Raw genomic sequence first — 24,734 nt, 5'->3', positions numbered from 1 at the left:
TCGAACATCGGTAATGTTCAATTCGGGTATGAGTGCAGACCGCCTGAGGCAGATCACCGACGCCGTCCGCGCGAGCGGCAGCCGCAGCGTCACGGAGCTCGCGGAGCTCACCGGCGCCTCGGAGATGACCGTCCGCCGCGACCTGGAGGCCCTCGCCGAGCAGGGGGTGCTGGAGCGCTACCGGGGCGGGGCCCGGAGCCTGCTCCTGCGCGGGGAGGAGACGCCCTTCCCGCTGCGCGCCCGCGACGGGCTGGAGGCCAAGCGGCGCATCGCCGCCGAGGTCGCGGACCTGCTGGCGGACGGGGAATCGGTGGTCCTGGACAGCGGGACCACCTGCCTGGAGGTGGCCCGCGCCCTGCACCACCGCAGGCTCACCGTGATGCCGCTGTCCCTGCACGCCGCCAACGCCCTCGCCGACGCGCCCCGGCTGACGCTGCTGCTGCCGGGCGGGGCGCCCCGCAAGGGCGAGCTCGCCCTCACCGGGCCGCTGACCGAGGCCTCCCTCGCCGCCCTGCGCTTCGACACCGCCGTCATCGGCTGCTGCGGCCTCAGCGCGGAGCACGGCCTGACCGCCTACGACCTCGCCGACGCCGCCGTCAAGCGCGCCGCGATCGCCTCCGCGCGCCGTGTCATCGCCGTCACCGAGTCCGCGAAGCTCTCGCGCACCGCCCTCGCGCACGTGCTGCCCGCCTCCGCGCTGCACGCCGTGGTCACCGACGAGGGGGCGCCGCAGGACGAGTCCGACGCCCTGGCCGCCGCCGGCGTCACCGTACGGAAGGTGTGAGGCGATGGACGCGATCCTGCTCTTCGACATGTTCGGCGTCATCGCCCGCCACCAGTCGCCGCGGGGCAGGGCGCGCCTGGTCGAGGCGGCCGGGGCGCCCGAGGGCCCGTTCTGGGAGGCGTACTGGGCGCTGCGGCCGCCCTACGACAGCGGGGCGGTGGACGGACCGGAGTACTGGCGCCTGGTGGCCGAAGCGCTCGGGACCGCCTTCGGACCGGAGCGGATCGCCGTGCTCGTGGCGGCCGACATCGCGAGCTGGAGCGCCGTGGACCCGGAGATGGTGGACCTGGTCGGGGAACTGGCCGCGTCGGGACGGCGGATCGCGCTGCTGTCGAACATCCCCGAGGAGCTCGCCGCCCACTACGAGCGCCACCACCCCTGGCTCGGGCACTTCGAGGTGCGGGGCCTGTCCTGCCGGATCGGCCACGCCAAACCGGCGCCCGGCGCGTACACGTGGTGCCTGCGGGCGCTGGACGCCGAACCCGGCCGGGTCCTGTTCGTCGACGACCGGCAGGAGAACGTCGACGCCGCCCGCGCGCTCGGCATCCGGGGCCACCTCTTCACCTCGGCGGCCGCGCTGCGCGAGGAGCTCGCCCGCACGGCGGGCGGCGGCCGTCCCGGGGCGCGACCATGAGGGGATGGACGAAGCGCCCCTGAACGGCGTCAGCGCCCCCGGGCGGGTGGCGGGCGAGGGCGAGGGCATCAGCGCCGAGGAACTGGCCCTCGCCGCGCGCAACCACGGGCTGCCGCTGGAGGCGCTGCGGTACGAGGTCACGCCGCCCGGACTGCACTACGTGCTGGTCCACTACGACATCCCCTACGCCGGCCCGGACCCCGGCGCCGGCGGCTGGCGGCTCGGCGTCGGCGGCCGGGTGCGGACGCCGCTGTCGCTGGACCTGGCCGCCCTGCGGGCGCTGCCGGCCGTCACCCGGCGGGTCACGATGGAGTGCGCGGGCAACGGGCGGGCCCGGCTGACGCCCCGGCCGGTGAGCCAGCCGTGGCTGGTCGAGGCGGTGGGCACCGCCGACTGGACGGGGGTGCCGCTGCGGACCGTGCTCGGGGAGGCGGGGGTGCTGCCGGGCGCGGTGGAGGCGGTGTTCACCGGCGCCGACCACGGGGTGGAGCGCGGCGTGGAGCAGGACTACCGGCGCAGCCTGCCCCTGCCGGTCGCCACCGGCTCGGACCCCGAGGTGCTGCTCGCGTACGCGATGAACGGCGCGCCCCTGCCGCCGCAGCACGGCTTCCCGCTGCGGCTGGTGGTACCGGGCTGGTACGGCATGGCCCACGTGAAGTGGCTGCGGGACGTCACCCTGGCCGAGGAGCCCTTCACCGGCTTCCAGCAGGCCGTGGCCTACCGGTACCGGGCCACCGCCGAGGACCCCGGCGAGCCGGTGACCCGGATCGCGCCGAGGGCCCTGATGGTCCCGCCGGGGTTCCCCGACTTCATGTCCCGCGTCCGGGTGGTGCGCCCGGGGCCCGTACGGCTGGAGGGACGCGCCTGGTCGGGGTACGGGCCGGTGACCCGGGTCGAGGTGAGCGGCGACGGGGGCCGTACGTGGGCTGACGCCGAGGTGGCGGCTCGGGAGCCGGGCAGCTGGGCGTGGCAGGCCTGGAGCGCCCCGTGGACGGCCGTGCCAGGCCGCCACGCCCTCGTGGTCCGCGCCACGGACGCGGCGGGCCGCACCCAGCCCCTCGAACAGCCCTGGAACCGCGGGGGCTTCGGCAACAACCTGGTCCAGCGGGTGCCGGTGGTGGTGCTGCCCCACGGCGCGGACCCCCGATAGCGCCTAGAACAGGCGGGCCATGCCCACGGACGCGGGTGCGGTCTCGGCGAAGCCGTACTTCGCGTAGAGGTGCCGGGCGTCGCCGTCGGCGATCAGGGACACGTACGTCCCCTGCGGGGCGCGCCGTTCCAGCTCGGCGGTGAGTTCCGCCATGATCTGCTTGCCGAGGCCCCGGCCCTGGTGCTCGGGGAGCACGCAGATGTCGACTATCTGCAGGAAGCAGCCTCCGTCGCCGATGATCCGGCCCATGCCGACGGTCTCGGCGCCGTGCCGGACCGTGACGCAGTACCAGGAGTTCGGCAGTCCGAGCGCGGCGCCCTCCACGCTCTTGGCGCCGAGCCCGCTCTCGCCGCGCAGCCGGCGGTAGGTGGGCACGTCGGGGACGCCGGAGCCGATCTCGTAGGCGGTGTTCGCGGTGCCGGGGGTCATGTGGGTCCTGTCCGTGAGGGGTCGGGGGTGGGCTGGCGGTGGTTCAGGAGGGCCGGGCGTCTTCGAGGAGCTCGGGGCCGTTGTTGCGGACGTTGTTGACCGCCGTGTTCACCGCGCGGGCCGTCAGGCGGCCCCCGGCCGGGGCGGCGAGGAGGGCGCGCAGGGCGTCGGCGTCCTCGTGCGCGGGGTCGAGCCAGGCGTCGTAGTCGGCGGGGGCGAGGGCCAGCGGCATCCGGGGGTGGACGCGGCCGGCGGCGTCGGTGGCCTCGGTGGTGATGACGGTGCAGGTCGCCCACCAGGCGGCCGGGTCGTCCGCGTCGGTGACGGCGGGGTCGCGCCAGAACTCGTACAGGCCCGCCATCGCCATCACCGTGCCGTCCTCGGGGCTGATGAAGTACGGCTGCTTGTACGCCTTCGCGGCCCCGGAGGCGGGGACGGCCTCCCATTCGTAGAAGCCGTCGGCGGGCAGCAGGCAGCGGCGTTTGGCGAAGGCCCGGCGGTAGGCGGGCTTCTCCCCCACCGTCTCGACCCGGGCGTTGATCATCCTGGCCGCGCCGCCCGGCCCCTTCGACCAGGACGGCACGAGGCCCCACCGCAGCGCCCTCAGCCGCCGTTCCAGGACCCCGCTCTCCCGGTCGGCGCGCTCCAGGACCGCCCACACCGGATCCGTCGGGGCGACGTTCCAGCTGGGCGGGAGCACGAGGTCGGGGGCGGGAGCGGGGACCTGGAAGAGGCCCGACAGGTCCTCGGGGCTCCGGGTGGAGACGTATCGGCCGCACATGTCCCCCAGCCTGCCACGCGGCCCGCGCCCGGGGGCGCGGCCCGGGGCCCGGTGTGTCAGCTGTGTCAGCTGTGTCAGCCGTACAGGTCGTCGCGGCCGTAGTCGGGGCCGTAGTAGCGCTCCAGGTACTCCAGCGACTGCTCGGGCTTCTCCAGTGCCTTGGAGATGACCGCCCGGGAGGGCGCCGCCTCCGGGTCCCAGGTGTCCGTCCGCCACAGTCCGGAGCGCAGGAATGCGCGGGAGCAGTGGAAGTAGACCTCCTCCGTCTCCACGAGCAGGGCGAGCGCGGGCCGGTGGCCCTGGACGGTCATCGTGTCGAAGAACGGGGCGTCCCGCAGCAGCCGGGCCCGGCCGTTGACGCGGAGGGTGTCGCCGCGGCCGGGGACCAGGAAGAGCAGTCCGACGTGCGGGTTGGCCAGGACGTTGCGGTAGCCGTCCGCGCGGCGGTTGCCGGGGCGGTCGGGGATGACGAGGGTGGTGTCGTCGAGGACCTTGACGAAGCCGGGCGGGTCGCCCTTCGGGGAGACGTCGCAGCTGCCGTCGGCGGCGGAGGTGCCGATCAGGCAGAGCGGGGAACGGGCGATCCACTGCCGGTGGTGCTCGTGCAGGGAGCGGCGCTCCTTGCGGGCGGCCACGGGGGCCACCGGGCCGAGGAGTTCGCGCAGTTCGGCCTCGGAGGTGATCTCGACGACGGGCACGGCTTCGGTCGGCTCCACGCTCTGGTCCCCCTGATCGTTTCGGTGGGCCGACGGCCCGGCCCCCGCTGCGACTATCTCATGATCGTTCCGGCTCGGTCCGGGGGCGGCGCCGCCCCCGGGCGGCATCCCGGTGGACCACCGGGGCGGCCCGCGCCCGGATGCGCGGGCGGCGGACCGGCTCCAGGGTGGAGGGATGGAGCACGCGCCGATCGTCGTCCACCGCATCTCCCCCTCGGGCGGCCGCCGGGTCACCCTGCGCGTCCAGGACCGCGACGCGGCCCTCGGCACGGCGCACGCCGACGCGGACGTGATCGAGTTCCTGCGCCGCGCGGAGGTCCCGGACCCCGACGAGGTGGTGCTCGGCGGCGGGCAGGCGCTCATCGAGTGGCAGGGGGACGCCCCGCACGTCTACGAGGCCGAGCCGACGGACACCGACGTCCCCTGACCCCACCGCCCCACCCCCGCCCCCGCCCCTCCCCCCAGGGCCTCATTCCGGCCAATGCATGACGCGTGCATGACATTTCAAGACCGCTGTGACACATTCCGTGGCGCACTCCGCACCGCCCTCGCACCACACCCCCACAAGGACGTGTCACAGAGGAGCGACATGATGCACCGTGCGAAACTCGCCGTCGCCGCACTGGCCCTCGCGGCCACGGCCGGCAGTGTCACGAGCGCCGCCGCCTTCGCCACCGCCGCCGACCAGAAGGTCGACGGCGTCATCGTCGTCGCGGGCAACACCTGCACCTGGACCAACGCCCGCACCAGCGCCAATCCCCCCAGCGCCCTCACCGTCGACCGCACCAGCATCAACAAGCCGGGCGGGAACCTGGCCTGCGACGGCGGCATCACCGCCACCCTCAACAACAACCCGGCGTTCACCTTCGACGCCACCGGCGCCTCCGCCCGCACCGACCTGATCGACATCACCGGCCAGCAGAGCTTCGTCTCCTGCCGCTACAAGGCCACCAACATCCTGTGGGACCGCGACGCGGCCACCGGGAAGTACGTCAACCGCGCGTTCACCGCCACCAAGAGCTCGGGCAGCTTCCTGTGCCCGGGATCCGTCACCACGGCGGCCGGCGGCGCGTCCATGCTCTTCCACTGACCGGCCCGCGCCCGCCGGCACGCCACCGACGCCCGCTCCGGACGGCGGTGGCGTGCCGCGCGCGGGGGACGCACCACCACCCGATGGCCGCTACCGGGTCGCCGGGGCCGCGCCGGGGCAGCAGCATGGTGGGAGTCCGCCCGGGTGAGGAGGCGCCGGTGATGGCCGATGCGCAGCCCGAACCGCCGTCCGGCGGCCCCGGAGCAGGATCTCCGGCAGCCGGCGGCCTGCTCGACGTGCTCGGGGTGGCCGCCGTGGTCCTGGACGCCGAGGGCCGCATCAGCCTGTGGAGCCCCCAGGCCGAGACCCTCTTCGGCTACTCCGCCGAGGAGGCCCTCGGACAGTACGCGGCGACGCTGCTGGTCGACGAACGGGACCGCGAGGAGGTCCTGGAGCTGTTCGCCCGCGTGATGTGGGGCCAGGGCGCGTGGGCGGGCTCCTTCCCCGTGCGCCACCGGGACGGCCACATGGTCCTCGTGGAGTTCCGCAACATGCGCCTCCAGGCGGCCAACGGCGGGCTCTACGCCCTGGGACTGGCCTCCGAGCAGGCCACCCTGCGCCGGGTCGAACGGGACCTGGCCCTGTCCCTGCGCATGGTCGACCAGTCCCCCATCGGGCTCGCCGTCCTCGACACCGACCTGCGGTACGTCCTGGTCAACCCGGCCCTGGAACGCATCAACGGAGTGCCGTCCGAACGCCACATCGGGCACCGGATCGCCGACATCCTGCCCTTCCTGGACGCGGCGGCGGTCGAGGCCGGCATGCGGGAGGTGCTGGCGACCGGCCTGCCCCTGCTGGACCACTTCACCACCGGCGTGATCTCCGAGGACTCCGGTGAGCGGGCCTGGCTGGTGTCGATCTACCGGCTGGAGGACCAGTCCGCCCGGGTGATCGGCGTCGCCGTGTCGGTCGTGGACGTGACCGAGCAGCACCGCGCGGCCGTGTCGGCCGCCCACGCCCGCCGCCGCCTCGCCCTGATCGCCGACGCCTCCGTACGCATCGGCACCACCCTGGACCTGGACATCACCGCCCGGGAGCTGGCCGACGTCGCCGTCCCGGAGATCGCCGACATCGCGGCCGTGGACGTCCTCGACACCATGCTGACGGGCCCCCGGCCGGGCGAGGCCGGCGACGAGCAGGGCGTACGCTTCCGCGCGCTCGCGGTGAAATCGGCGTACCGGACGCCCGCCGAGGCGGCGGCGGACCCCGTCGGCGACGTGGCCTCGTACGGCCCCGAACGGCTGGTGGCCCGCTGCGCCCGTACCGCGCGGCCGGAACTCGTCCCGCACGTGCGGCCCGAGGACCTGCCCCGCATCGCCCGCGACGAGGCCGCCGCCCGGCTGCTGGGCGAGGCGGGGGTGCACTCGTACCTGGCGGTGCCGCTGATCGCCCGCGGGCAGGTCCTGGGCACCCTCGACCTCAAGCGGGCCCGCAACCCGGTGCCCTTCGGACCCGACGACGTGCTCCTCGCCTCCGAACTCGCCGCCCACGCGGCCGTGTCCATCGACAACGCCCGCTGGTACCAGCGCCAGCGCCACGCGGCCCTCGCCCTCCAGCGCCACCTGCTGCCCCAGCACCCGCCCGCGGCCCCCGGCCTGGACATCGCCTACCGCTACCAGCCCGCCGGCGCGGCCGACGAGACCGGCGGCGACTGGTTCGACGTCATCCCGCTCACCGGTGACCGCACCGCGCTGGTCGTCGGCGACGTGATGGGCAGCGGCATCAACGCGGCGGCGACCATGGGCCAGCTGCGGGCCACCGCCCGCGCGCTGGGCCGCCTCGGCCTCGACCCGGCCACGGTGCTCACCCACCTCGACGCGGCGACCGGCGACCTCGGCGAGGCCATGGCCACCTGCGTCTACGCCGTCTACGACCCCCACACCCGGCTGTGCCACATCTCCAGCGCCGGCCACCTGCCGCCCGTGCACCTGCGCGGCGGCCGCCCGCCCCGGCTGCTGCGGCTGCCGACGGCGGTACCTCTGGGCGTCGGCGGGGTCCCCTTCGGGAACACCGCCGTGACCCTCGGCGAGGGCGACGAGCTGGTGCTCTACACCGACGGGCTGATCGAGACGCGCGACCAGGACATCGACACCCGCCTGCTGACCCTGACCGACCTGCTCGCCGGCCCCCACCGGCCCATCGAGGAGACCTGCGACCTGCTCCTGTCGGCGCTGCGCCGTCCCGACACGCACGACGACGTGGCCCTCCTCGTCGCCCGCGCCCTCGGCTGAACCCCCTGCCGGGCCCTCAGCCCGGCACGCCCCGCGAGCGGATCCGGGCGGCGAGCACGGCGACGTCGTCCTCGGCGTGGCGGGCGTCGAGGCCCGCCACCACGGCGTCCACCGCCTCCTCGGCCGTCCCGCAGACCGGCAGCCGCAGGCCGGTGAGCCGGGCGAGGGAGCGGTCGATGTCCTCGCCGCGCCGCTCGACCAGCCCGTCGGTGTAGAGGACCAGGGTGTCGCCGGGGCCGAGGGGGTGGGCCGCCGACTCGTACCCGCCCAGTCCCGTGCCCAGCGGCGGCCCCACCGGCACGTCGAGCAGCCGGCCGGTGCCGTCCGCCGCGAACACGGCGGGCGGCAGGTGGCCGGCGCTGGCGTACAGGGCGGTGCCGCGCGCCGGGTCGACGCGTACGAGCAGGCAGGTGGCGGCGCGGCGGGCGGAGTCCTCCGCGACGAGGGCGTCGAGCTGGCGCAGCACCCGGTGCGGGGCGAGCTCGGTGGAGGCGACCTCGCGCAGGCTGGAGCGGTAGGCGTTCATGTCCACTGCGGCGTGCAGGCCGTGCCCCATGACGTCGCCGACCACCAGGAGGGTCCGTCCGAAGTGCAGCCGGACCGTCTCGAACCAGTCGCCGCCGACCAGTGCGCTCGGGCCGACCGGCAGGTAGCGGCCGGCGACCAGCAGGTTCGGGTGCGGCCGGCCGGGGTCGGCGACGAGGGCCCGCTGGAGGTCGAGCGCGACGGACTCGGTGGCGGCGAGCCGCCGGGCGTGCCGGATGTGCAGGGCGGCGACGCGCGCCGCGAAGTGCAGGGCGGCGGCCTCGCGGTCGGTGAAGGCGGTGCCGGTGCGGGCCGCGAGGAGGGTGCCGTACGAGGTCCCGTGCCGGGCCAGCTCGACGGAGAGGCCGTGCACCGGGGGGCCGCCCGGGCGCAGCGTCCAGCTGCGCAGCGGATGGCCGCCGTCCAGGGCGAGGACGGCGGGCCGGACCGCGGGGCCCGGGGCGCGCAGCAGCCCGGTGGCCCCGGCGGCGGCCACCCGCTCGGTACGGCCGTCGGCGGTCAGGTCGACGGCCGCCGCGTCGCACAGGGTGCGGAAGAGGAAGGCGGCCAGTTCCCGGCAGGTGGTGCGCTCGTCGTCGGTGGTGCCGATGGCCTCCAGCGCCCCGTCCGGGTCCGGTGCGTGGGCGTCGCGGTCCGACAAACGTCTCCTCCGGCCGGCGGGCGGCCCCCTGCGGGCCGCCGGTCCCCCCATTGCACCAGCCCGGGCGCGGCGGGGCCGGTGGAGCACGCCGGACGGTCACCTGGCGGGGGTGAGGCGCTCCCAGAGGAAGGTGGCGACGAGGGCCTCGTTGAAGGCCGTCTGCTGGTGGTCGGTGGCGCCGGCGTGGCCGCCGCCGATGTGCTCGTGGAAGAGGACGGGGTGGCCCAGTTCGCGCAGCCGGGCGGCGGCCTTGCGGGCGTGGCCGGGGTGGACGCGGTCGTCGCGGGTGGAGGTGAGCAGCAACAGGGGCGGGTAGGCGGGCCCGTCGGCGGTCATCCGGTGGTACGGGGAGATCCGTTCGAGGTGGGGCCGGTCGGCGGGGTCGTCGGGGTTGCCGTACTCGGCGGTCCAGCTGGCTCCGGCGAGGAGCTTGTGGAAGCGGAGCATGTCCAGCAGGGGCACGTGCGAGACGACGGCGCCGAACAGTCCGGGGTCGCGGGTGAGCATGGCGCCCATCAGCAGGCCGCCGTTGCTGCCGCCCTCGATGCCGAGCTGGGCGGGGGTGGTGATGCCGCGCTCGGTGAGGTCGCGGGCGACGGCGGCGAAGTCCTCGAATGCGCGGACCCGGCCCGCGCCCAGGGCGGCCTGGTGCCAGGCGGGCCCGTACTCGCGGCCGCCTCGGATGCCGGCGACGACGTACGTGCCCCCGCGCGCGAGCCAGGTCCGGCCGTTGACGGCGCTGTAGTACGGGACCATGGAGACCTCGAAGCCGCCGTAGCCGTAGAGCAGGGTGGGGCCGGGGCCGGGCCGGTCCTCGGGGCCGACGACGAAGTACGGGATCCGGGTGCCGTCGGCGGAGGCGGCGAAGTGCTGGCTCACGCGGAGCCCGGCGGTGTCGAAGAGGGCGGGGGCCTGCCCCAGCACCTCGGTCCCGGTGGTTCCGGCCTCGCCGCGGGAGAGGGTGGAGGGCTGGAGGAAGCCGGTGACGTCGAGGAAGTACTCGTCGCTCTCGTCGGGGTCGGTGCCCCAGGCCGAGGCCGTGGACAGCGGGGGTACGCCGTCCAGGGGTGCGCGGGTCCAGCCGTCCGGACCGGGGGTGAGGAGTTCCAGGCGGGAGGAGACGTCGACGCGGGTGCTCAGCAGGAGGTGGTTGCGGGTCCAGCTGTAGCCGGCGAGGGAGGTGTGCTCGTCGGGGGTGAACAGGACCTCCGCCTCGCGGCCGCCCGCGCGGAAGTCCTCGAAGTCGAAGACGAGCAGGCTGCCGGCGGGGTGGCCGAGCCAGGGGGTGCGCGGCTGGACGGTCAGCCAGCGGCGGTGGATCCCGGCGCCGGCGTCGTCCGGTACGTCGATCTTCTCGGGGGCGGCGGCGGGCTCCTCGGGGAGCAGGTACAGCTCGCCGTTCCAGAAGTCGATCTGCCGGGTCACGAAGTCCCGTTCGAAGCCGGGGCTGTCGTCGTGCCAGCCGCTGGCGGACAGGTCCCCGGGACCGGCTTCGTAGACCTTCTCGGCTTCGGCGAGGGGGGTGCCGCGGCGCCAGCGGCGGACCTGGAGGGGGTAGCCGGAGGAGGACATGGAGCCGGGGCCGAAGTCGGTGCCGATCCAGAGGTGGTCGGCGTCGATCCAGTCGACCCGGGTCTTGGCCTCGTCGACGGCGAAACCGTCCTGGACGAACTCCAGGGTGTGCAGGTCGAACTCGCGGACCACGCAGGCGTCGGCGCCGTCGCGGGAGAGCATGACCAGGGCGTGGCGGTACTCGGGGCCGAGTACGGCGCTGCCGGCCCAGGCCCACTTCTCGCCCTCGGCGTCGGCGAGGGCGTCGAGGTCGAGGAGGGTCTCCCAGGCCGGGTTCCCGGTGCGGTACTCCTCCAGGGTGGTGCGCCGCCAGACGCCGCGCAGCCGGGCGGCGTCCTGCCAGAAGTTGTAGAGGTGGCGGCCGCGCCGGGTCACGTACGGGATGCGGCGGTCGTCGTCGAGGACCTCGCGCACCTCGCGCTCCAGCACCTTGAAGCCGGGGTCCGTGGTCAGCGCGGCGACGGTCTCGGCGTTGCGCTCACGGACCCAGGAGAGCGCGTCCTCTCCTTCCACGTCCTCCAGCCACAGGTAGGGGTCGTGGTCGTGCGGGCCGGCGGCGCCGGCGGGGGTCTGTTCGCTCATCCGCCGATTGTGCCGGACGCGGGCGGGCGGGGGCCGCCCGCCCGCCGGTGCCGCCCTACTCCGCGGGCGCGTGGTGGACGCGCTCCAGCAGGGCCAGGTCCTCCTCGGTGAGGCGCAGGTCGCCCGCGGCGACGTTGTCGGCGAGGTGGCCGGGGTTGCCGGTGCCGGGGATGGCCAGGACGTGGGGGCCGCGGTGCAGCGTCCAGGCGAGGCGGACCTGCGCGGGGCTGGCGCCGTGGGCGCGGGCGACCGTGAGCAGTTCCCCGCTCTCCCCGCCGGTCGCGCCGCCCTCGCGGCCGGCGGCGGCGATGGCGTAGAAGGGCACGAAGGCGATGCCCTGCTCCCCGCAGGAGCGTACGAACGCGTCGTGCTCGGGCCGCACTCCGATGCCGTACATGTTCTGCACGCAGACGACCGGTGCGATGGAGCGGGCCTCGGCGAGCTGTTCGGGGGTGACGTTGGAGACGCCGAGGTGACGGATGAGGCCGGCCTCGCGCAGTTCGGCGAGGACGCCGAAGCGCTCGGCGAGGGAGTCGGTGCCGAGGACGCGGAGGTTGACGACGTCGAGGTGGTCGCGGTCGAGCTGGCGCAGGTTCTCCTCGACCTGGCCGCGCAGCTGTCCGGGGCCGGCGTGGGGGACCCACTCCCCGGAGGCGTCCCGGGCGGGGCCGACCTTGGTGGCGATGACGAGGTCGTCGGGGTAGGGGCCGCCGAGGGCGCTGTTGATGAGCTCGTTGGCGGAGCGGAGCGGGGAGAAGTAGAAGGCGGCGGTGTCGATGTGGTTCACGCCGAGTTCCACTGCGCGGCGCAGGACCGCTATCGCCCGGTCGCGGTCGCCGGAGGCGGCGGCCGCCTGGAGCGCCGCGCCGTTCTGCGGCAGGCGCATGGCCCCGAAGCCGATGCGGTTGACCTTCAGGTCGCCGAGGGTCCATGTTCCGGACGCGGCTGCGGTGGTCGTTTCCGTTGTCATCCGGAGATGATCACATGTGCGGGTTGGCGTAGTGGGTCTCGATCAGCCGCACGAAGGTGGGCTCGTCCTCGTGGCGGCCGTTCTTCTCGTAGTCGGGCGAGTCCTTGACCTGGTCGCGGGTGCAGCCGAGGTGCACGGTCCCGGTCCCGGTGTCGACGCGGGAGACCACGCCGGCGGGGATGACGACCTTGCGGCCGAAGATCCAGGGGCCGGTGTCGACGACGAGGTAGGAGCGGGAGACGTCGTCCGTGTGCCGGTCGACCTTGCCGATCGAGCCGTCGGCGGCCTCGACCTCGTACCCGACGAGGTCGGTGCCGGGTGCGTACCCCGCCCGGTGTCCGTAGCCCCAGATTCCGGTTCCCATGACGGCCTCCTCCTGTTGCCCCCGGGCGGCGCCTACCCGCGGGCCGACGCCGGAACCCGGAGGTTCGGACAGTGACAGGCAGAGATAGACAGTGTCTACGCGGCATGGTAGACACTGTCTATGTCTACGGAACCGGATGCGCCGCTGCGCGAGCGGCTGATCGACGTCGGGGTGGAGCTGGTCACGGCCGGGGGGACCGGCTCCCTCGGCCTTCGGGAGATCGCCCGCCGGGCCGGCGTCTCCCACGGGGCGCCCCGCCGCTACTTCCCCACCCACCACTCGCTCCTGTCTGCCATCGCCCGGCGCGGCTTCGGCGACCTCGGCGCCCGCTTCCTCGCGGCGGGTGCCGAGCGGCCCGCGCCGCGGGAGCACGTGCGGGCACTGGGACGGGCGTACGTGGGCTACGCGCTGGAGCAGCCCGGCATGTTCGAGCTGATGTTCCGGCACGACCTGCTGGACAGCACCGGACAGGAGTCCTCGGGCGGCCCCCGGCTGCGGGAGCAGACCCTGCCCCTGTTCGCCCTGCTGACCGGGCTCGTCGGGGCGTGCGGGGCGGCGGAGCCGGAGGTGACGGCGGCCGCGCTGTGGGCGGGGCTGCACGGGGTGGCGCAGCTGTGGGCCTACGGCAGCCTGCCCCTGGTCCTCGGCACCGGCGCGGAGGACGGGGGCGCCCGGCGTCTGGACGCGCTGGTGGACGCCGTGCTGGACGCGCACCTGGGGGCTGGGCCCGCATGAGGGAGCGACTCGCGCTGCTGGTCAGCGCGGCCGGGGCGATGCTCGTCGCCCTCGACGGCACGGTGCTGGTCGTGGTGCAGCCGGCCCTGCGCCGCGACCTGGGGGCCGGAGTCGCGCAGGTGCAGTGGACGTCCACCGCCTACCTGCTCGCCGTCGCCGCGTTCCTGGTCGTCGCCGGGCGCCTCGGGGACCGCTACGGGCACACCCGGCTGCTGCTGACGGGCGTGCTCGGATTCGCCGCCGCGTCGGCGGGGATCGCGCTGGCGCCCGGGGTCGGCTGGGTGATCGCGCTGCGTGCCGTGCAGGGGCTGTTCGGGGCGCTGTTGCAGCCCGCGACGCTGGCGCTGCTGCGGCTGGCGTACCCGCCGGAGCGCCTGGGCCGGGCGGTGGCGGTGCGGACCGGCGCGATCGGGGCGGCCGCGGCGGCGGGGCCGCTGCTGGGCGGAGTGCTGGTCGCACTGCTGGACTGGCGGGCGGTGTTCCTGCTCAACGTGCCGGCCGCGCTCCTGATCGCCGCCCTCGCGCTCGCCGTACGGGTGCCCGCGCCACAGCCGCGGGAGCCGGGGCGGCTGGGGCCGGCCGGTCCGGTGCTGCTCGCGGCCGCCCTGGCGGCGGCGGTGCACGCGCTGTCCGGCGTACCGGAGTACGGGTGGACGGCCGCGCCGGTGCTGCTCGGGTTCGCGGCGGCGGCCGGGCTCGGGGTGCTGTTCGTACGGGGTGAGCGGCGGGCCGAACTGCCCCTCGTACCGGCGGCCGTGGCCCGGTCGCGGCCCGTGGCGGCGGCGGTTGCGCTGCTGCTGGCGGTGTCGGCCGGGATGTTCGGCGCCCTGTTCACGGCCACGTTCCTGCTCCAGGACGTACGGGGCCTCAGCCCCCTGGACACCGGGATCCGGGTGCTGCCGCTGACCGCGCTGATGGTGGCCGGGGCGCCGGTCGCGGCGGCCGCGCTGCGCCGGTACGGGCCCCGGCGGACGGCGCTCGCGGGCACGGCGCTGGTGGTGCTGGGGATCACCGGGCTCGGCGGGGGCGGCGGGGCGGCGTTCGGGGTGCTGGGGGCCGGGTTCGCGGCGGTGATGGTCACCGCCACCGGGACCGTGGTCGGCGACGCCCCCGCCGGCTATGCGGGGGTGGTGGGCGGGCTCAAGCAGACCGCGATGAACGTGGGCCCGAGTCTGGGGATCGCCGTGGCGGCGGGCGCCGGGGCCGGTGCCACCGGCGCCGGCGCGGCGGGCCGGCCGCTGGCGGCCCTGGCGGCACTGGCCGCCCTCGGCCTGGCGGCGGCCTGGCTGCTGCCCGGCCGGGACCGGGCGGCGGCGCCGGCGGGGGCGCGGGCTTAAGGGGGTCCGCGAAGTGCCGCCGTCCGCCCGGAGGGCGGGCCCCGCGGGGTCCGGTGCGTGCTCTCGGCCTGCCGGGCGGAAGGCCGCGTACTGGACGTACTCGCTCTTCCGCCCGGTGCGGCGGGAGTGCGTGCCGGGCGTCGCGGGGCAGGCGCGACTTCGCGGACACCCCCAAGAGGCGGGGGGACTGGCGTGCCCGGCCCGGCGTGGGGGGCCGGGCCGGGCGCGCGGTCAGGGGGTGAAGGTCCAGCGCTGGGCGGCCGCGCCGGTGCAGGCGGCCCGGGTGAGGCCGGTGCCGTTGGCGGTGCCGGAGCCCGCCGGGGTCAGGCACTGCCCGGCGCTGCGCAGGCTGCCGTCCGGGCCGGGCTGCCAGGTCTGGGCGGGGCCGGCGGCGCAGGCCCGTACCGTGACCTTCGCCGGGTCCGCGGCGTCGAGGCAGACCCCGTTCAGGCCGGCGAGGCGGCCGTCGTCCTGGAGGGTCCAGCGCTGGTTCGGGCCGCCGTGGCAGGTGTAGAGGGTGGGTGCGGTGCCCGGGGTGGTATCGCTGTGCGGGAGGTCCAGGCAGCGCGCGGAGGCCGCGTTGACGAGGGTGGCGTCGGCCGGGAGCGGCGCCGGGCGGCCGGTGAGGGTGAGCTCGGCGGCGCTGCTCCAGGGGCCGCGCCCGCCCGCCTCGGTCAGGGCCCGCAGCCTCAGGTAGCGGCCGGTCCGGGGGGCGAGGGTGACGGACTTGGCCGCCGCGGTGTCGGCGAAGGCTCCGGTGGCGGCGGGGGTGCCCCAGTCGGCGGTGCTGTCGGACACGTAGACCTCGTAGCCGCCGATCCTGCCGTTGGCCCCGCCGTCCTGGCGCGGCAGGTAGCCGAGGCCGTCGACGCTGTAGCGGGCGCCGAGGTCGATCCGGATCTCGTGCGGCAGGGCCGCCGCCTTCCCGGAGGACCAGGCGGTGTGCCACATGGTGGCGGGGTTGCCGTCGAAGGCATTGACCGCGGCCCCGTTCTCCGCCGCGGTCTCCTGGCTGTCGGCGGAGACCAGGGTCCACGCCGACTGGGAGATCGGCGAGGAGGTGGCCGGAACCGGATCGGCGGCCGGGACGGAGGTCCCGGTGGCGGTGACGCTGAACGCGCCCGTCTTCGTACCGGTCTTGACCCACAGCACGCCCGCCCGGTCGGCGGGGTCGAAGAACCATCCGGTGGCGGCCGCGTCGTAGGCGGCCTTGTCGGCGAGGCGGGGCAGCGCGGCGCCGTCCGCCGTCAGGGCCGTGGGGGCGGAGGCCACGTGGAGGGTGAACTCGTAGCCGCGCGAGGGCCGCTGGCCGGCGTAGGAGCCCGTGGGGGCGCCGACGGAGACGGTGACCGTGCCGGATCCCGCCGCCGGGGCGGTGACGTCGACGCGCTGGCGGGCGAAGGCGCCGGAGGCGTACGCGCGGGTGCGGCCGTCGTCCTCGTACAGGCTGAAGGAGGAGGCGCCGCGCGGGTGGATGTCGTAGGTGAGGGTGTCGACGGGCTTCTCGCCCGAGTAGTTCATCTGCGGCCACATCGGCACGATCGCCCCGCCCTTGACGAACAGCGGCAGGGTGTCGAGGGGGGCGCGGTAGCCGTTCAGCCAGCCGGGGCCCGCGTACGTCTTCCCGGTCCAGTAGTCCGTCCAGGTCCCGGCGGGCAGGTAGATGCCGTCGCGGACGGAGGTGTCGGAGACGACCGGCGCGACCAGGAAGGAGTCCCCGGACATGAACTGGCCGCTGGTCAGGTTCCCCCGGGCGACCGGGTCGTCGGGGTACTCCAGGACCATCGCGCGGGTGCTGGGGACGCCCGTCTCGTGGGCGGTGCGGCTCATCGTGTACAGGTAGGGCATCAGCCGCATCTTGAGCTGGAGGTACTTGCGGTTGACGGACAGGTAGGGCTCGGCGAAGCGCCAGGGCTGCTTGTCCTGGTAGCCGGCCGACGGGTTGACCGCGCCCCATCCGGACATGGTCATGAAGGCGGGGGTGAAGGCCTTCCACTGGAGGTCGCGGGCGTACGTCTTGGGGCTGCCGCCGAAGATGCCGTCGACGTCGCCGGAGGCGTAGTTGAGGCCGGACAGGCCCGCGCCGGCGATGGCGGGGACGTGCCAGCGCATGTCGTCCCAGGTGCCGTAGGTGTCGCCGGTCCAGACGACGGCGTTGCGCTGGGTGCCGGCCCAGCCGTCGACGGTCCACACGTAGCGGCGGGCGTCGGAGTTCTTCTCGATGCCGTCCACGGCCTGCTGGACGCCCTGGAAGGCGGTCTTGTAGCCGCCGCCGATCCAGGCCACGTCGGTCTTGACTCCCCGGCTGCCCGCGGTGCCCACCTCGTCGGCGATGGAACCGAGTCCGGTGGAGGTCCACAGGCCGGTCTGGAAGCCCTTGGCCTTCAGGGCGTCGACGGTGGACTTCAGGGGCGCGGTGTAGCCGCAGCCGTAGCCGTCGTTGGGCAGGAACCAGCCCGAGGGCATGTCGGCGGCGCGGGCGTCGGCGGCGTAGCCGGCCACGTCGGGCGTGGTCTGGTGGCGGGGCCGGCCGTGGTCGCCCTGGTAGTCGGGGTTGGAGGCGTTGAAGCAGTCGGCGTTGCCGAGTTCGAAGCCCCACATCGGCGCCATGAAGGGTTTGCCGCTGACGTCGGTGTAGGCGTCGAGCACGGATTTGAGGGAGTCGCCGGTGAAGTACCAGGCGTCGAAACGGGTCTCGTCGTGGGTGAGGGCGGTGGGGGCGTTGAAGGCGTACGAGCCCGGGGCCCAGGTGTTGCGCATGACTCCGTAGTCGTTGGTGGACATGTAGAAGGGGGCGGGGCTGGCGTTGTCGTTCTCGCGCCACTTGTTGTCCACGGCGACGGGCACGGTCTTGCCGCGCAGCGCCCACTCGCCGAGGCGCAGGCCGGTGCCGTAGAACTGCTCGTCGGCGCCGCGCGCCAGGTACTGGGTGGTCTTGCCGCCGCCCCAGCTGGTGGGCTGGGTCTCCTGCCAGACGGGGGTGGTGTCGTCGGCGCGGAAGACGGAGAACTGCAGGGGCGATTTGTTGACCCGGATGGACAGCGCGCCCGTGGTGATCCGGAAGTGGGTGCCCGCGTCGCTGTAACTCGCGTTCACCGGGCCGAAGTCGGTGGTGGGGGCGAGGTCGGAGCCGGCCGGGTCGTTGGTGAAGGCCCCGTCGGGGGAGAGCCAGAGGCGGAAGATGTCGGCGCGGGCGACGACCACGCGGGCCTTGGCCCCGCTGGAGGTGCTCACGGTGAAGGTGGCGCCCGACTGGCTCAGGCCGGTGACCGTGCCCGCCGTGGCGGCGGGGGCGGCTGCCGCCGCGCGGGCGGTGGCGGGGCCCGCCGCGGCGAGGCCGGCGGCCGCGAGCGCGGCGGCGAGCAGGGCCGCGAGGCGGGCCCTGTGGCGGCCGGGGCGGCCGGGGCGGTGGTGCTGGGGTGGGGGGTCGTGCCGGTCGCGCCTCAGGGACAGTCTCGTCGGACTCATCGGGCAGCTCCTCGTGCGGTCCGGATCGCGGACACACCGCCTTGGCATGCACCCGGCAAGATAGCGGACTCGGGCGGCCCATTTGAAGGAACATGTTCGAAGTCGTCCTGTACCAAGCAAATTTGAGCATGAAGAGGCCCGGGCGGGAAGCCGTCACACCGGCTTCGCCGCCCGGGCCGGACCGCTGTCAGGCCGCGGTGACGCGGATCTTGGACTGGCCGTGGCCGAGCTCCTCCCAGTCGTCCATGAAGCGGGCCTTCAGCCCGTGCCCGGCCGCGAGGTCCACGAGGGTCTGGGTGCGGTAGTAGAAGTCCTCGCGCAGCACCTGGTGTTCGGTGCCCTCGGTGCGGTCGAAGGTGAAGTCGAACCAGCCGCCGGGCGCGAGGACGCGCTCCACGTGCGCTAGGCACTCGTCGATGATCCCGATCGGCGAGTGGGAGAACACGCTGTGTGCGTGCACCACGTCGAAGTGGCGGTCGGGCAGGAAGTCCAGGGTCAGGTCCTGGGTGATGGTCAGGTGCGGGAGCTTGTCCTGGAGGCCGCGCCCGGCCAGCGTCCCCTTGGCCGCTATGAGGATGTCGGGCGAGATGTCGATGCCGTAGTAGTGGCCCGTCTCCAGGTGCTCGATGAAGCGCCAGCCCGCGCGCAGGTTTCCGCACCCGATGTCGAGCATGCGGTGGCGCGGGGTGAGGCCGTGCGCCTTGAGGTAGTCGAACTGCATCTTGCCGAGGGCCAGCCAGCGCTCGTGGGTCTGGCTGCCGACCGCGGCCTCCGGGTTGCGGCCGGTGTCGGAGGCCATGACGGCCCGGTAGTAGCCCACGTGGTCGGGGTGCTTGAGGCGCAGCCACCGGTCGCGGGCGGCACGGCGTACGTAGGGGGCGATGCGGGTCGGGTTGCCCAGCGCGTAGCGGACCTTGTGGCCGAGGCCGGCGCGGTTGGCGGTGAGGTTCTTCTTGGTGGCCATGAGGGGTCCCCCAGGGGTGCGGACGGAACGGGGTGGGTGGTCTGCGGGGTGGGTGGTCTGCGGGGCGAGGGGTCCGCGGGGCGCGGCGGTCAGGCCGTGCGGCGGCGCAGGACGAGGAGGGTCAGGCCGACGAGGACGGCCGCGGCCCCGAGGTAGAGGGCGGTGTCGATCCACTGGAAGGTCCAGAAGTCGCCGCTGGGATAGACCTTGTGGTAGCGGCCGGTGAAGCCGTGTTCGGCCATGCACGCCCGCATCTCGTCACCGGACGTCTGACAGAACTTCATGATCGGGTACTCGCGTCCGTCGGGCGTGATGTAGCCGAACTCCCCGGTGGACCAAGCGCTGCCGACGAGCCGCTTCGGGGTGTCACCGGGGGTGATCCGGGTCTCCGGGGCGATCCACGAGGTGCGGAAGAACGTCACGAACACCATCGCGGTGCCGATCGCGGCCAGGGCCGCCCCCATGGCGGGCAGCGTCCGGCGCACCAGCAGGCCGGCGAGGGTGCCGGCGGCGAGGCCGAACAGGGCGCAGGCCAGCGGGGCCGGGCCGGTGGCGTTGTACACCGCGGCGTCGTGCCAGTAGGGGCCGTCGAGGGTGTTGGCGATGGGCAGCCACCACCAGGCGACGAGCGCCCCGACGACGGCCGCGACGAGCACGGCGACCAGCGCCGCGAGGCCGAACCGGGCCGCGAACCAGCGGCGCGGGCCCACCCCCTGGGTGAGGGCCAGCTTGAACGTGCCCGTCTCCAGCTCCCGGCCGATGAGCGGGGCGCCCCAGAACACGCCGATGAGGGCGGGTACCGCGATGCCGAGGGCGCCGAGCGTGCGGATGCCGGCGGAGTTGCCCTCCATGATCCGGAAGGTGGCGGGGCTCTCGCAGCCCCCGTTCCAGCCGGGGCAGGGCACCCAGCCGGTGGCGTCGATCAGCTCCGCCATCTCGGAGCGCCGGTAGGCCACGTACGCCGCGCAGAGCGCCAGCAGGGCGAGCGTGGACAGGATCATCAGGCGCTGCTGGCGCCAGGCCAGCCACAGGACGCCCTTCATGCGGCGGCCTCCTTCTCGGCGGCGGGGCGGGGGGCTCGCAGGTGGGCCAGCAACAGGGTTTCCAGGGAGGGGGTCTCGGTGATCCAGCGGCCGTCGTCGTCCGGTGGGGGCGTACGGACGAGCGCGGTGACCTGGCGGCCGCCGACGGCGGAGTGCACGACGCCGCCGCGGTCGATCGAACGGGGCAGGCCGTCGGACTCCGCCGGGTCGGCGCGGCCGGTGATCCAGGTGTGCGCCTCGCGGAGCTCCTGGACGTCGCCGCAGAGCCGGGCGGAACCGTCCTTGAGGAGGACCACGTGGTCGCAGACGTCCTCCAGTTCGGCCAGGACGTGGGAGGACATCACGATGCCGGTGCCGTGCTCGGCGGCCTCGGTCATCAGCAGGGCCATCACGTCGTGCCGGGCGACCGGGTCGAGGTCGGCGAGCGGCTCGTCCAGGAGCAGCAGGTCGGCGCGCTTGCCGAGTACGAGGGCCAGGGCGACCCGGGTCCGGTTGCCGCCGGACAGCGACCCGACCCGGGCGTCGCGGCGGATGCCGGAGCCGGTGAGCAGCTGCTCGGCGGCGTCCTGGTCCCAGCGGCCGCGGTTGAGGACGCGGCCCATGCGCAGGGTGTCGGCGACGGTGAAGCCGGCGTGCAGCGGCCGTTCCTGCGCGAGGAAGGCGGTGCGCCGGCGGGCCCCGGGGGTGCCGGGGGCCTCGCCGAAGACGCGTATCTCCCCGCCGGTCGGGCGCAGCAGGCCGGCCGCGAGCTGGAGCAGGGTGCTCTTGCCGGCGCCGTTGGGCCCGACGAGGGCCGTGACGCGGCCCGCGGGCAGCTCGACGTCGCACGCGTGCAGGGCCCGGTGGCCGCCGAACTCCCGCCCGAGCCGGGTGGCCCGTAGTGCCGGCGCGTGGGTCGGATCGCTCACGCCGTTTCCTCTCTCGACTGTCCGGGCCGCCCGGGCCCGGAGGGGTTGAAGCTTTCGTCCACGGCGGCCGCGATCAGCGCCGTGATGTCCTCGCGGTCCAGTCCCTCCTCGCGGGCCCGCGCCATCCAGGCGGCCAGGGCCAGGCGCAGCGGCGAATCGGGGGCCGCGCCGGGGTGCGAGAGGGAACGGCGGACGAACGTGCCCGCGCCGGGGCGCGGTTCGACGAGCCCCTCGCGTTCGAGCTCGCGGTACGCCTTGAGGACGGTGTTGGGGTTGATGGCGGTGGCCGCCACCACCTCCCGGGCCGTCGGCAGCCGGTCGCCCGGCTCCAGCACGCCCAATCGCAGGGCCTGTTTGACCTGCGTGACGAGCTGCAGATAGGTGGCGACGCCGCTGCGCCGGTCTACTCGGAACTCCATTCCTCCACCTCATTCCACTAACACGTTAGTGGAATAGTGCAGACTTGGTGAGGGATCGTCAAACCGGCGGAGTATGACCGAACCGTCACAGCCGGTCGGGGCGGGAACGCGGAGGCCGGACGGGGCATCTAGGTGATCGGCGGGCCGGTGACGGCCTCGCGGACGTGACGGCGAGAACCGGCGCAGCCGGGTGCGAACAGCAAGGTGGGGCGTGCATGAAGGCGGAAACGGTGGCGGGCGACGGTTCCCTGACCGGGGGGCGGGGAACGGAGGGCCCCGACCCCGAGTCGGTCACGGCTGCCCGTGCCCTGGCCGGGCGGGAACCGGAGGACGCCGCTGCCCTGACCGGGCGCGGGCCGGCCGACGCTGACGCGGAGTCGGAAACCGACACGCCCGCCGAGGACCCGGCCGGGCGGAAGCCGAAGGACGCCGCCGCCCTGACCGGGCGCGGGCCGGCCGACGCTGACGCGGAGTCGGGGACCGACGCCACCGCCCGCCCCCTGGCTGGGCGGGAGGCGACCGACCCCGAGCCCGAGGGCGACGGAGCCGCCCGGCGGGCTGCCCCCGCCGACCCCCGGGCCGCAACCCCGGCCGGGCGCGAGCCGAAAGACGCTGACGCGGCCCCGGACCACGACACCCCCGCCCGCGCCCTGGCCGGGCACGAGGCGACCGACCCCGCCCGGCGGGCTGCCCCCGCCGACCCCCGGGGCGCAACCCCGGCCGGGAACCCGCCGGAAATCGCTGAGGCGGCCCCGGACCACGACGCCCCCGTCCGCGCCCTGGCCGGGCGCAAGGCGACCGACCCCGAGCCCGAGGGCGACGGCACCGCCCGGCGGGCTGCCCCCGCCGATCCACGGGCCGCAACCCCGGCCGGGCGCGAGCCGAAAGACGCTGACGCGGCCCCGGACCACGACACCCCCGCCCGCGCCCTGGCCGGGCACGAGGCGACCGACCCCGCCCGGCGGGCTGCCCCCGCCGACCCACGGGCCGCAACCCCGGCCGGGAACCCGCCGGAAATCGCTGAGGCGGCCCCGGACCACGACGCCCCCACCCGCGCCCTGCCCGGGCGCAAGGCGACCGACCCCGAGCCCGAGGGCGACGGCACCGCCCGGCGGGCTGCCCCCGCCGACCCTCGCGCCGCAACCCCGGCCGGGAACCCGCCGGAAGACGCTGACGCGGCCCCGAACAACGACGCCCCCACCCGCGCCCTGGCCGGGCGCAAGGCGACCGACCCCGAGCCCGAGGGCGACGGCACCGCCCGGGGGGCTGCCCCCGCCGGCCCCCGGGCAGGAAGCCCCGCCGGGCGCGAGCCGGATAACGCTGACGCGGCCCCGGGTGACGACCCCGTCCGCGCCCTGGCCGGGCAGAAGACGACCGACACCGACCACGAGGCCGACGCCTCTGCCCGGCGGACTGCCCCCGCCGACCCTCGCGCCGCGACCCCGGCCGGGCGCGCGCCGGGAGACGGCTCCCCCGCCGGGCGGGAGACCGCCGAGGACGGCCGGGGCTCCGGAGCCGGTGCCCCCGGTCAGCGGGAGGCGGACGCCCGCCCGCGTGCGGGGAGCGGGGACGGCGCCGGGTCGGCGGACGGCTCCCCCTCCGGGCTGAAGCCGAAGGACGCCGACGCGGAGTCGGCGGACGGCACCACCACCGTCGGGCTGGAGTCGGACGAGGACGCGGAAGGCGGCGGCGACGCCGGGTCGGAGTCCGCTCCCCGGGCCGGGCAGAAGCCTGACGCCGGGCCGGCCGGGGCTCGGAAGAGCCCTGACGGTCCGGCGCGGGCCGGGACGGGCCGTCCGCGCCCGTCCTGGGCGAAGGGCGACGGACCCGCCCGCCCCTCGTGGGCGGAGTCGGAGGGTGACACGACCGCCGAAATACCCGTGCCCGAGGGCAGAGCGCCCGAGGGCGTCACCGCACCCGCCCGGCCGGCCCAGCGCGCGGCAGCGCGACCGCACGACCCCGAGCGGACCAGCGAGTTCGTCGCGCTCAAGGACCCCGCCCAGCCGAGGCAGAAGCCGGAGCCGGCGCAGCGACCGGCGCCCGTCGTGCTGGAGCCCACCCGGGAGTCGCCCCGGCCGCCGCTCGACCTGCTGGCCGAGCTGACCAACACCGCTCCCCCGCCGGAGACCCCGCGCCGCACCCTCACGCGCCGCGCCAAGGTGTGGACGCCGATCGTGCTGCTGCTCGGCGCCGCCGTCGCGGGCGCCCAGATGCTGCGCCCGCTCCCCGCCCCGCAGTTCGTCACCACGCAGACCTCGCACACCATCGAGGGCTCGACCACCATCCCCTGGCCGGCCAAGGGGCAGGCGGCAGTCCGCTTCCCGGGCTCCGGAGCCGTCAGCACGTTCGGCGAGCAGAAGCCGGTCCCGACGGCCAGCGTGGGCAAGGTGATGACGGCGTACGTGATCCTCAAGAACCACCCGCTGCGCAAGGACGAGTCCGGCCCCGGCATCGAGATCGACGCCAAGGCGGTCGCCGAGGGCAAGTCCGAGGACGAGTCCCGGATCAAGGACCTCACCCTCGGGCAGAAGTTCAGCGAGCAGGACATGCTCAAGATGATGATGATCCCGTCCGCCAACAACATCGCCCGCCAGCTGGCCCGTTGGGACAGCGGGAACGACGAGGCGGCCTTCGTCGCGAAGATGAACGCGGCCGCGAAGGAACTCGGGATGCGGGACACCACGTACACGGACCCGAGCGGCCTGGACGCCGGAACGGTCAGTACTGCCGTCGACCAGCTCAAGCTCGCGGAGGCGGTGATGCGGGAGGAGGCGTTCCGCGAGATCGTGAAGCTGCCCTCGTCCCCGATCAAGGGGCGGACCCAGGCCATCGGCAACAACAACACCCTGCTCTCGGTCCGCGGTCTGGACGCCGTCGGCATCAAGACGGGGTCCAGCACCCCTGCGGGCGGCACCCTGATGTGGGCCGCGGACAAGGAGTTCGGCGGCGAGAGCCCGCTGATCCTCGGCGTGATGATGGAACAGCGCGTGAACGGGCCGGACCCCAACGCCGAGAAGAGCCTGGAGCTGGTGCTGAACAACAGCCGCAAGATCATCGAAGCGGTCCGCAAGGCCCTCGCCCCGGCCACCGTCATCCGCAAGGGGCAGCCGGTGGGCCACGTGTCCGACGGGCTCGGCGGCTCGACCCCGCTCGTGGCCACGAAGGACCTCACCGTGATCGGCGTACCGGGGCAGCAGCTGCGCCTCTCCCTCGGTGCGGGCGCGAAGCCGCTGCCGCACGGGGCGAAGGCCGGGACGGAGGTCGGCGTGCTGACCGTCGGCGAGGGGATCGGCGCGAAGACCGTGCCCGTCGCCGTGGGGACCGACCTCGTCGAGCCCTCGTTCGGCGCCCGGGTCACCCGCCTGTCCTGA

The 24,734-nt window shown here is 75.1% G+C and carries 21 protein-coding genes; 9 read left to right on the top strand and 12 right to left on the bottom strand.

All coding sequences use genetic code 11. The features are described from left to right. Positions 1 to 28 precede the first annotated feature (28 nt). The 3 genes from OG553_RS32200 to OG553_RS32190 are packed head-to-tail and all read left to right on the top strand — an operon-like array spanning position 29 to position 2,568. Positions 29 to 784 (top strand): DeoR/GlpR family DNA-binding transcription regulator, encoded by a 756-nt coding sequence (locus OG553_RS32200; protein WP_405982365.1) that lies wholly within the window; start codon positions 29 to 31, stop codon positions 782 to 784. Positions 785 to 788: 4 nt separating this feature from the next. Next, positions 789 to 1,418, top strand: coding sequence for an HAD family hydrolase (locus OG553_RS32195; RefSeq protein WP_405982364.1), 630 nt, complete (start codon positions 789 to 791; stop codon positions 1,416 to 1,418). A 4-nt stretch (positions 1,419 to 1,422) separates the two neighbouring features. Beyond that, positions 1,423 to 2,568 (top strand): sulfite oxidase, encoded by a 1,146-nt coding sequence (locus tag OG553_RS32190; protein ID WP_405982363.1) that lies wholly within the window; start codon positions 1,423 to 1,425, stop codon positions 2,566 to 2,568. Between the two features lie 3 nt (positions 2,569 to 2,571). On the opposite strand, the gene OG553_RS32185 is transcribed toward OG553_RS32190, so the two are convergent. The 3 genes from OG553_RS32185 to OG553_RS32175 all read right to left on the bottom strand — a co-directional run bounded on the left by OG553_RS32185 (position 2,572) and on the right by OG553_RS32175 (position 4,494). Continuing rightward, positions 2,572 to 2,997, bottom strand: coding sequence for a GNAT family N-acetyltransferase (locus OG553_RS32185; RefSeq protein ID WP_405982362.1), 426 nt, complete (start codon positions 2,995 to 2,997; stop codon positions 2,572 to 2,574). A 43-nt stretch (positions 2,998 to 3,040) separates the two neighbouring features. Next, positions 3,041 to 3,778 carry an SOS response-associated peptidase gene (locus OG553_RS32180; RefSeq protein WP_405982361.1) on the bottom strand — a complete coding sequence of 246 codons (738 nt, stop codon included), beginning with the start codon at positions 3,776 to 3,778 and terminating at the stop codon, positions 3,041 to 3,043. A 74-nt stretch (positions 3,779 to 3,852) separates the two neighbouring features. Continuing rightward, positions 3,853 to 4,494 (bottom strand): pyridoxamine 5'-phosphate oxidase family protein, encoded by a 642-nt coding sequence (locus OG553_RS32175; protein ID WP_405982360.1) that lies wholly within the window; start codon positions 4,492 to 4,494, stop codon positions 3,853 to 3,855. 175 nt (positions 4,495 to 4,669) lie between these two features. On the opposite strand from OG553_RS32175, the gene OG553_RS32170 reads away from it, so the two are divergent. From OG553_RS32170 to OG553_RS32160, 3 genes are all read left to right on the top strand, one after another. Continuing rightward, entirely contained in the window at positions 4,670 to 4,921 is a 252-nt protein-coding gene (locus OG553_RS32170) for a hypothetical protein (RefSeq protein WP_405982359.1), read from the top strand. Between the two features lie 162 nt (positions 4,922 to 5,083). Then, positions 5,084 to 5,584, top strand: a complete 501-nt coding sequence (locus OG553_RS32165; RefSeq protein ID WP_405982358.1) for a hypothetical protein — start codon at positions 5,084 to 5,086, stop codon at positions 5,582 to 5,584. Positions 5,585 to 5,745: 161 nt separating this feature from the next. Then, positions 5,746 to 7,815, top strand: coding sequence for a SpoIIE family protein phosphatase (locus OG553_RS32160; protein WP_405982357.1), 2,070 nt, complete (start codon positions 5,746 to 5,748; stop codon positions 7,813 to 7,815). Between the two features lie 16 nt (positions 7,816 to 7,831). Here the strand turns inward: OG553_RS32160 and OG553_RS32155 are convergent, their stop codons facing one another. From OG553_RS32155 to OG553_RS32140, 4 genes are all read right to left on the bottom strand, one after another. Beyond that, positions 7,832 to 9,001, bottom strand: coding sequence for a PP2C family protein-serine/threonine phosphatase (locus OG553_RS32155; protein WP_405982356.1), 1,170 nt, complete (start codon positions 8,999 to 9,001; stop codon positions 7,832 to 7,834). A gap of 96 nt (positions 9,002 to 9,097) precedes the next feature. After that, complete coding sequence (locus tag OG553_RS32150) at positions 9,098 to 11,155, bottom strand: prolyl oligopeptidase family protein (RefSeq protein ID WP_405982355.1); 2,058 nt, start codon at positions 11,153 to 11,155, stop codon at positions 9,098 to 9,100. Positions 11,156 to 11,210: 55 nt separating this feature from the next. Continuing rightward, complete coding sequence (locus tag OG553_RS32145) at positions 11,211 to 12,125, bottom strand: oxidoreductase (protein WP_405982354.1); 915 nt, start codon at positions 12,123 to 12,125, stop codon at positions 11,211 to 11,213. A gap of 10 nt (positions 12,126 to 12,135) precedes the next feature. Beyond that, positions 12,136 to 12,489 carry a PRC-barrel domain-containing protein gene (locus OG553_RS32140; RefSeq protein ID WP_405982353.1) on the bottom strand — a complete coding sequence of 118 codons (354 nt, stop codon included), beginning with the start codon at positions 12,487 to 12,489 and terminating at the stop codon, positions 12,136 to 12,138. Positions 12,490 to 12,609: 120 nt separating this feature from the next. On the opposite strand from OG553_RS32140, the gene OG553_RS32135 reads away from it, so the two are divergent. Both OG553_RS32135 and OG553_RS32130 read left to right on the top strand, forming a co-directional pair. Next, positions 12,610 to 13,224, top strand: a complete 615-nt coding sequence (locus OG553_RS32135; protein ID WP_405982352.1) for a TetR/AcrR family transcriptional regulator — start codon at positions 12,610 to 12,612, stop codon at positions 13,222 to 13,224. Next, positions 13,221 to 14,561, top strand: coding sequence for an MFS transporter (locus tag OG553_RS32130; protein WP_405982351.1), 1,341 nt, complete (start codon positions 13,221 to 13,223; stop codon positions 14,559 to 14,561). The genes OG553_RS32135 and OG553_RS32130 overlap by 4 nt, the downstream gene beginning before the upstream one ends. Before the next feature lie 231 nt (positions 14,562 to 14,792). On the opposite strand, the gene OG553_RS32125 is transcribed toward OG553_RS32130, so the two are convergent. From OG553_RS32125 to OG553_RS32105, 5 genes are all read right to left on the bottom strand, one after another. Continuing rightward, positions 14,793 to 18,029 carry a TIM-barrel domain-containing protein gene (locus tag OG553_RS32125; RefSeq protein ID WP_405982350.1) on the bottom strand — a complete coding sequence of 1,079 codons (3,237 nt, stop codon included), beginning with the start codon at positions 18,027 to 18,029 and terminating at the stop codon, positions 14,793 to 14,795. A 187-nt stretch (positions 18,030 to 18,216) separates the two neighbouring features. Next, complete coding sequence (locus tag OG553_RS32120) at positions 18,217 to 18,993, bottom strand: class I SAM-dependent methyltransferase (protein WP_405982349.1); 777 nt, start codon at positions 18,991 to 18,993, stop codon at positions 18,217 to 18,219. An 89-nt stretch (positions 18,994 to 19,082) separates the two neighbouring features. Next, complete coding sequence (locus OG553_RS32115) at positions 19,083 to 20,036, bottom strand: transporter (protein WP_405982348.1); 954 nt, start codon at positions 20,034 to 20,036, stop codon at positions 19,083 to 19,085. After that, complete coding sequence (locus tag OG553_RS32110) at positions 20,033 to 20,944, bottom strand: ABC transporter ATP-binding protein (protein ID WP_405982347.1); 912 nt, start codon at positions 20,942 to 20,944, stop codon at positions 20,033 to 20,035. Before OG553_RS32110 ends, OG553_RS32115 begins: the two co-directional genes overlap by 4 nt. Beyond that, positions 20,941 to 21,363 (bottom strand): GntR family transcriptional regulator, encoded by a 423-nt coding sequence (locus tag OG553_RS32105; RefSeq protein ID WP_362462279.1) that lies wholly within the window; start codon positions 21,361 to 21,363, stop codon positions 20,941 to 20,943. The genes OG553_RS32110 and OG553_RS32105 overlap by 4 nt, the downstream gene beginning before the upstream one ends. A 215-nt stretch (positions 21,364 to 21,578) precedes the next feature. Between OG553_RS32105 and OG553_RS32100 the strand changes: the two genes are divergently transcribed. Then, the gene (locus tag OG553_RS32100) at positions 21,579 to 24,734 is read left to right on the top strand and encodes a D-alanyl-D-alanine carboxypeptidase (protein WP_405982346.1); all 3,156 of its coding nucleotides are present in this window, start codon (positions 21,579 to 21,581) and stop codon (positions 24,732 to 24,734) included.

The organism is Streptomyces sp. NBC_00158 (genome assembly GCF_045160885.1).
In the GTDB taxonomy this organism is placed as follows: Bacteria; Actinomycetota; Actinomycetes; order Streptomycetales; family Streptomycetaceae; genus Streptomyces.
The sequence above is the reverse complement of the archived record's forward strand: the minus strand, read 5'-3'. Positions and strand labels throughout refer to the sequence as shown.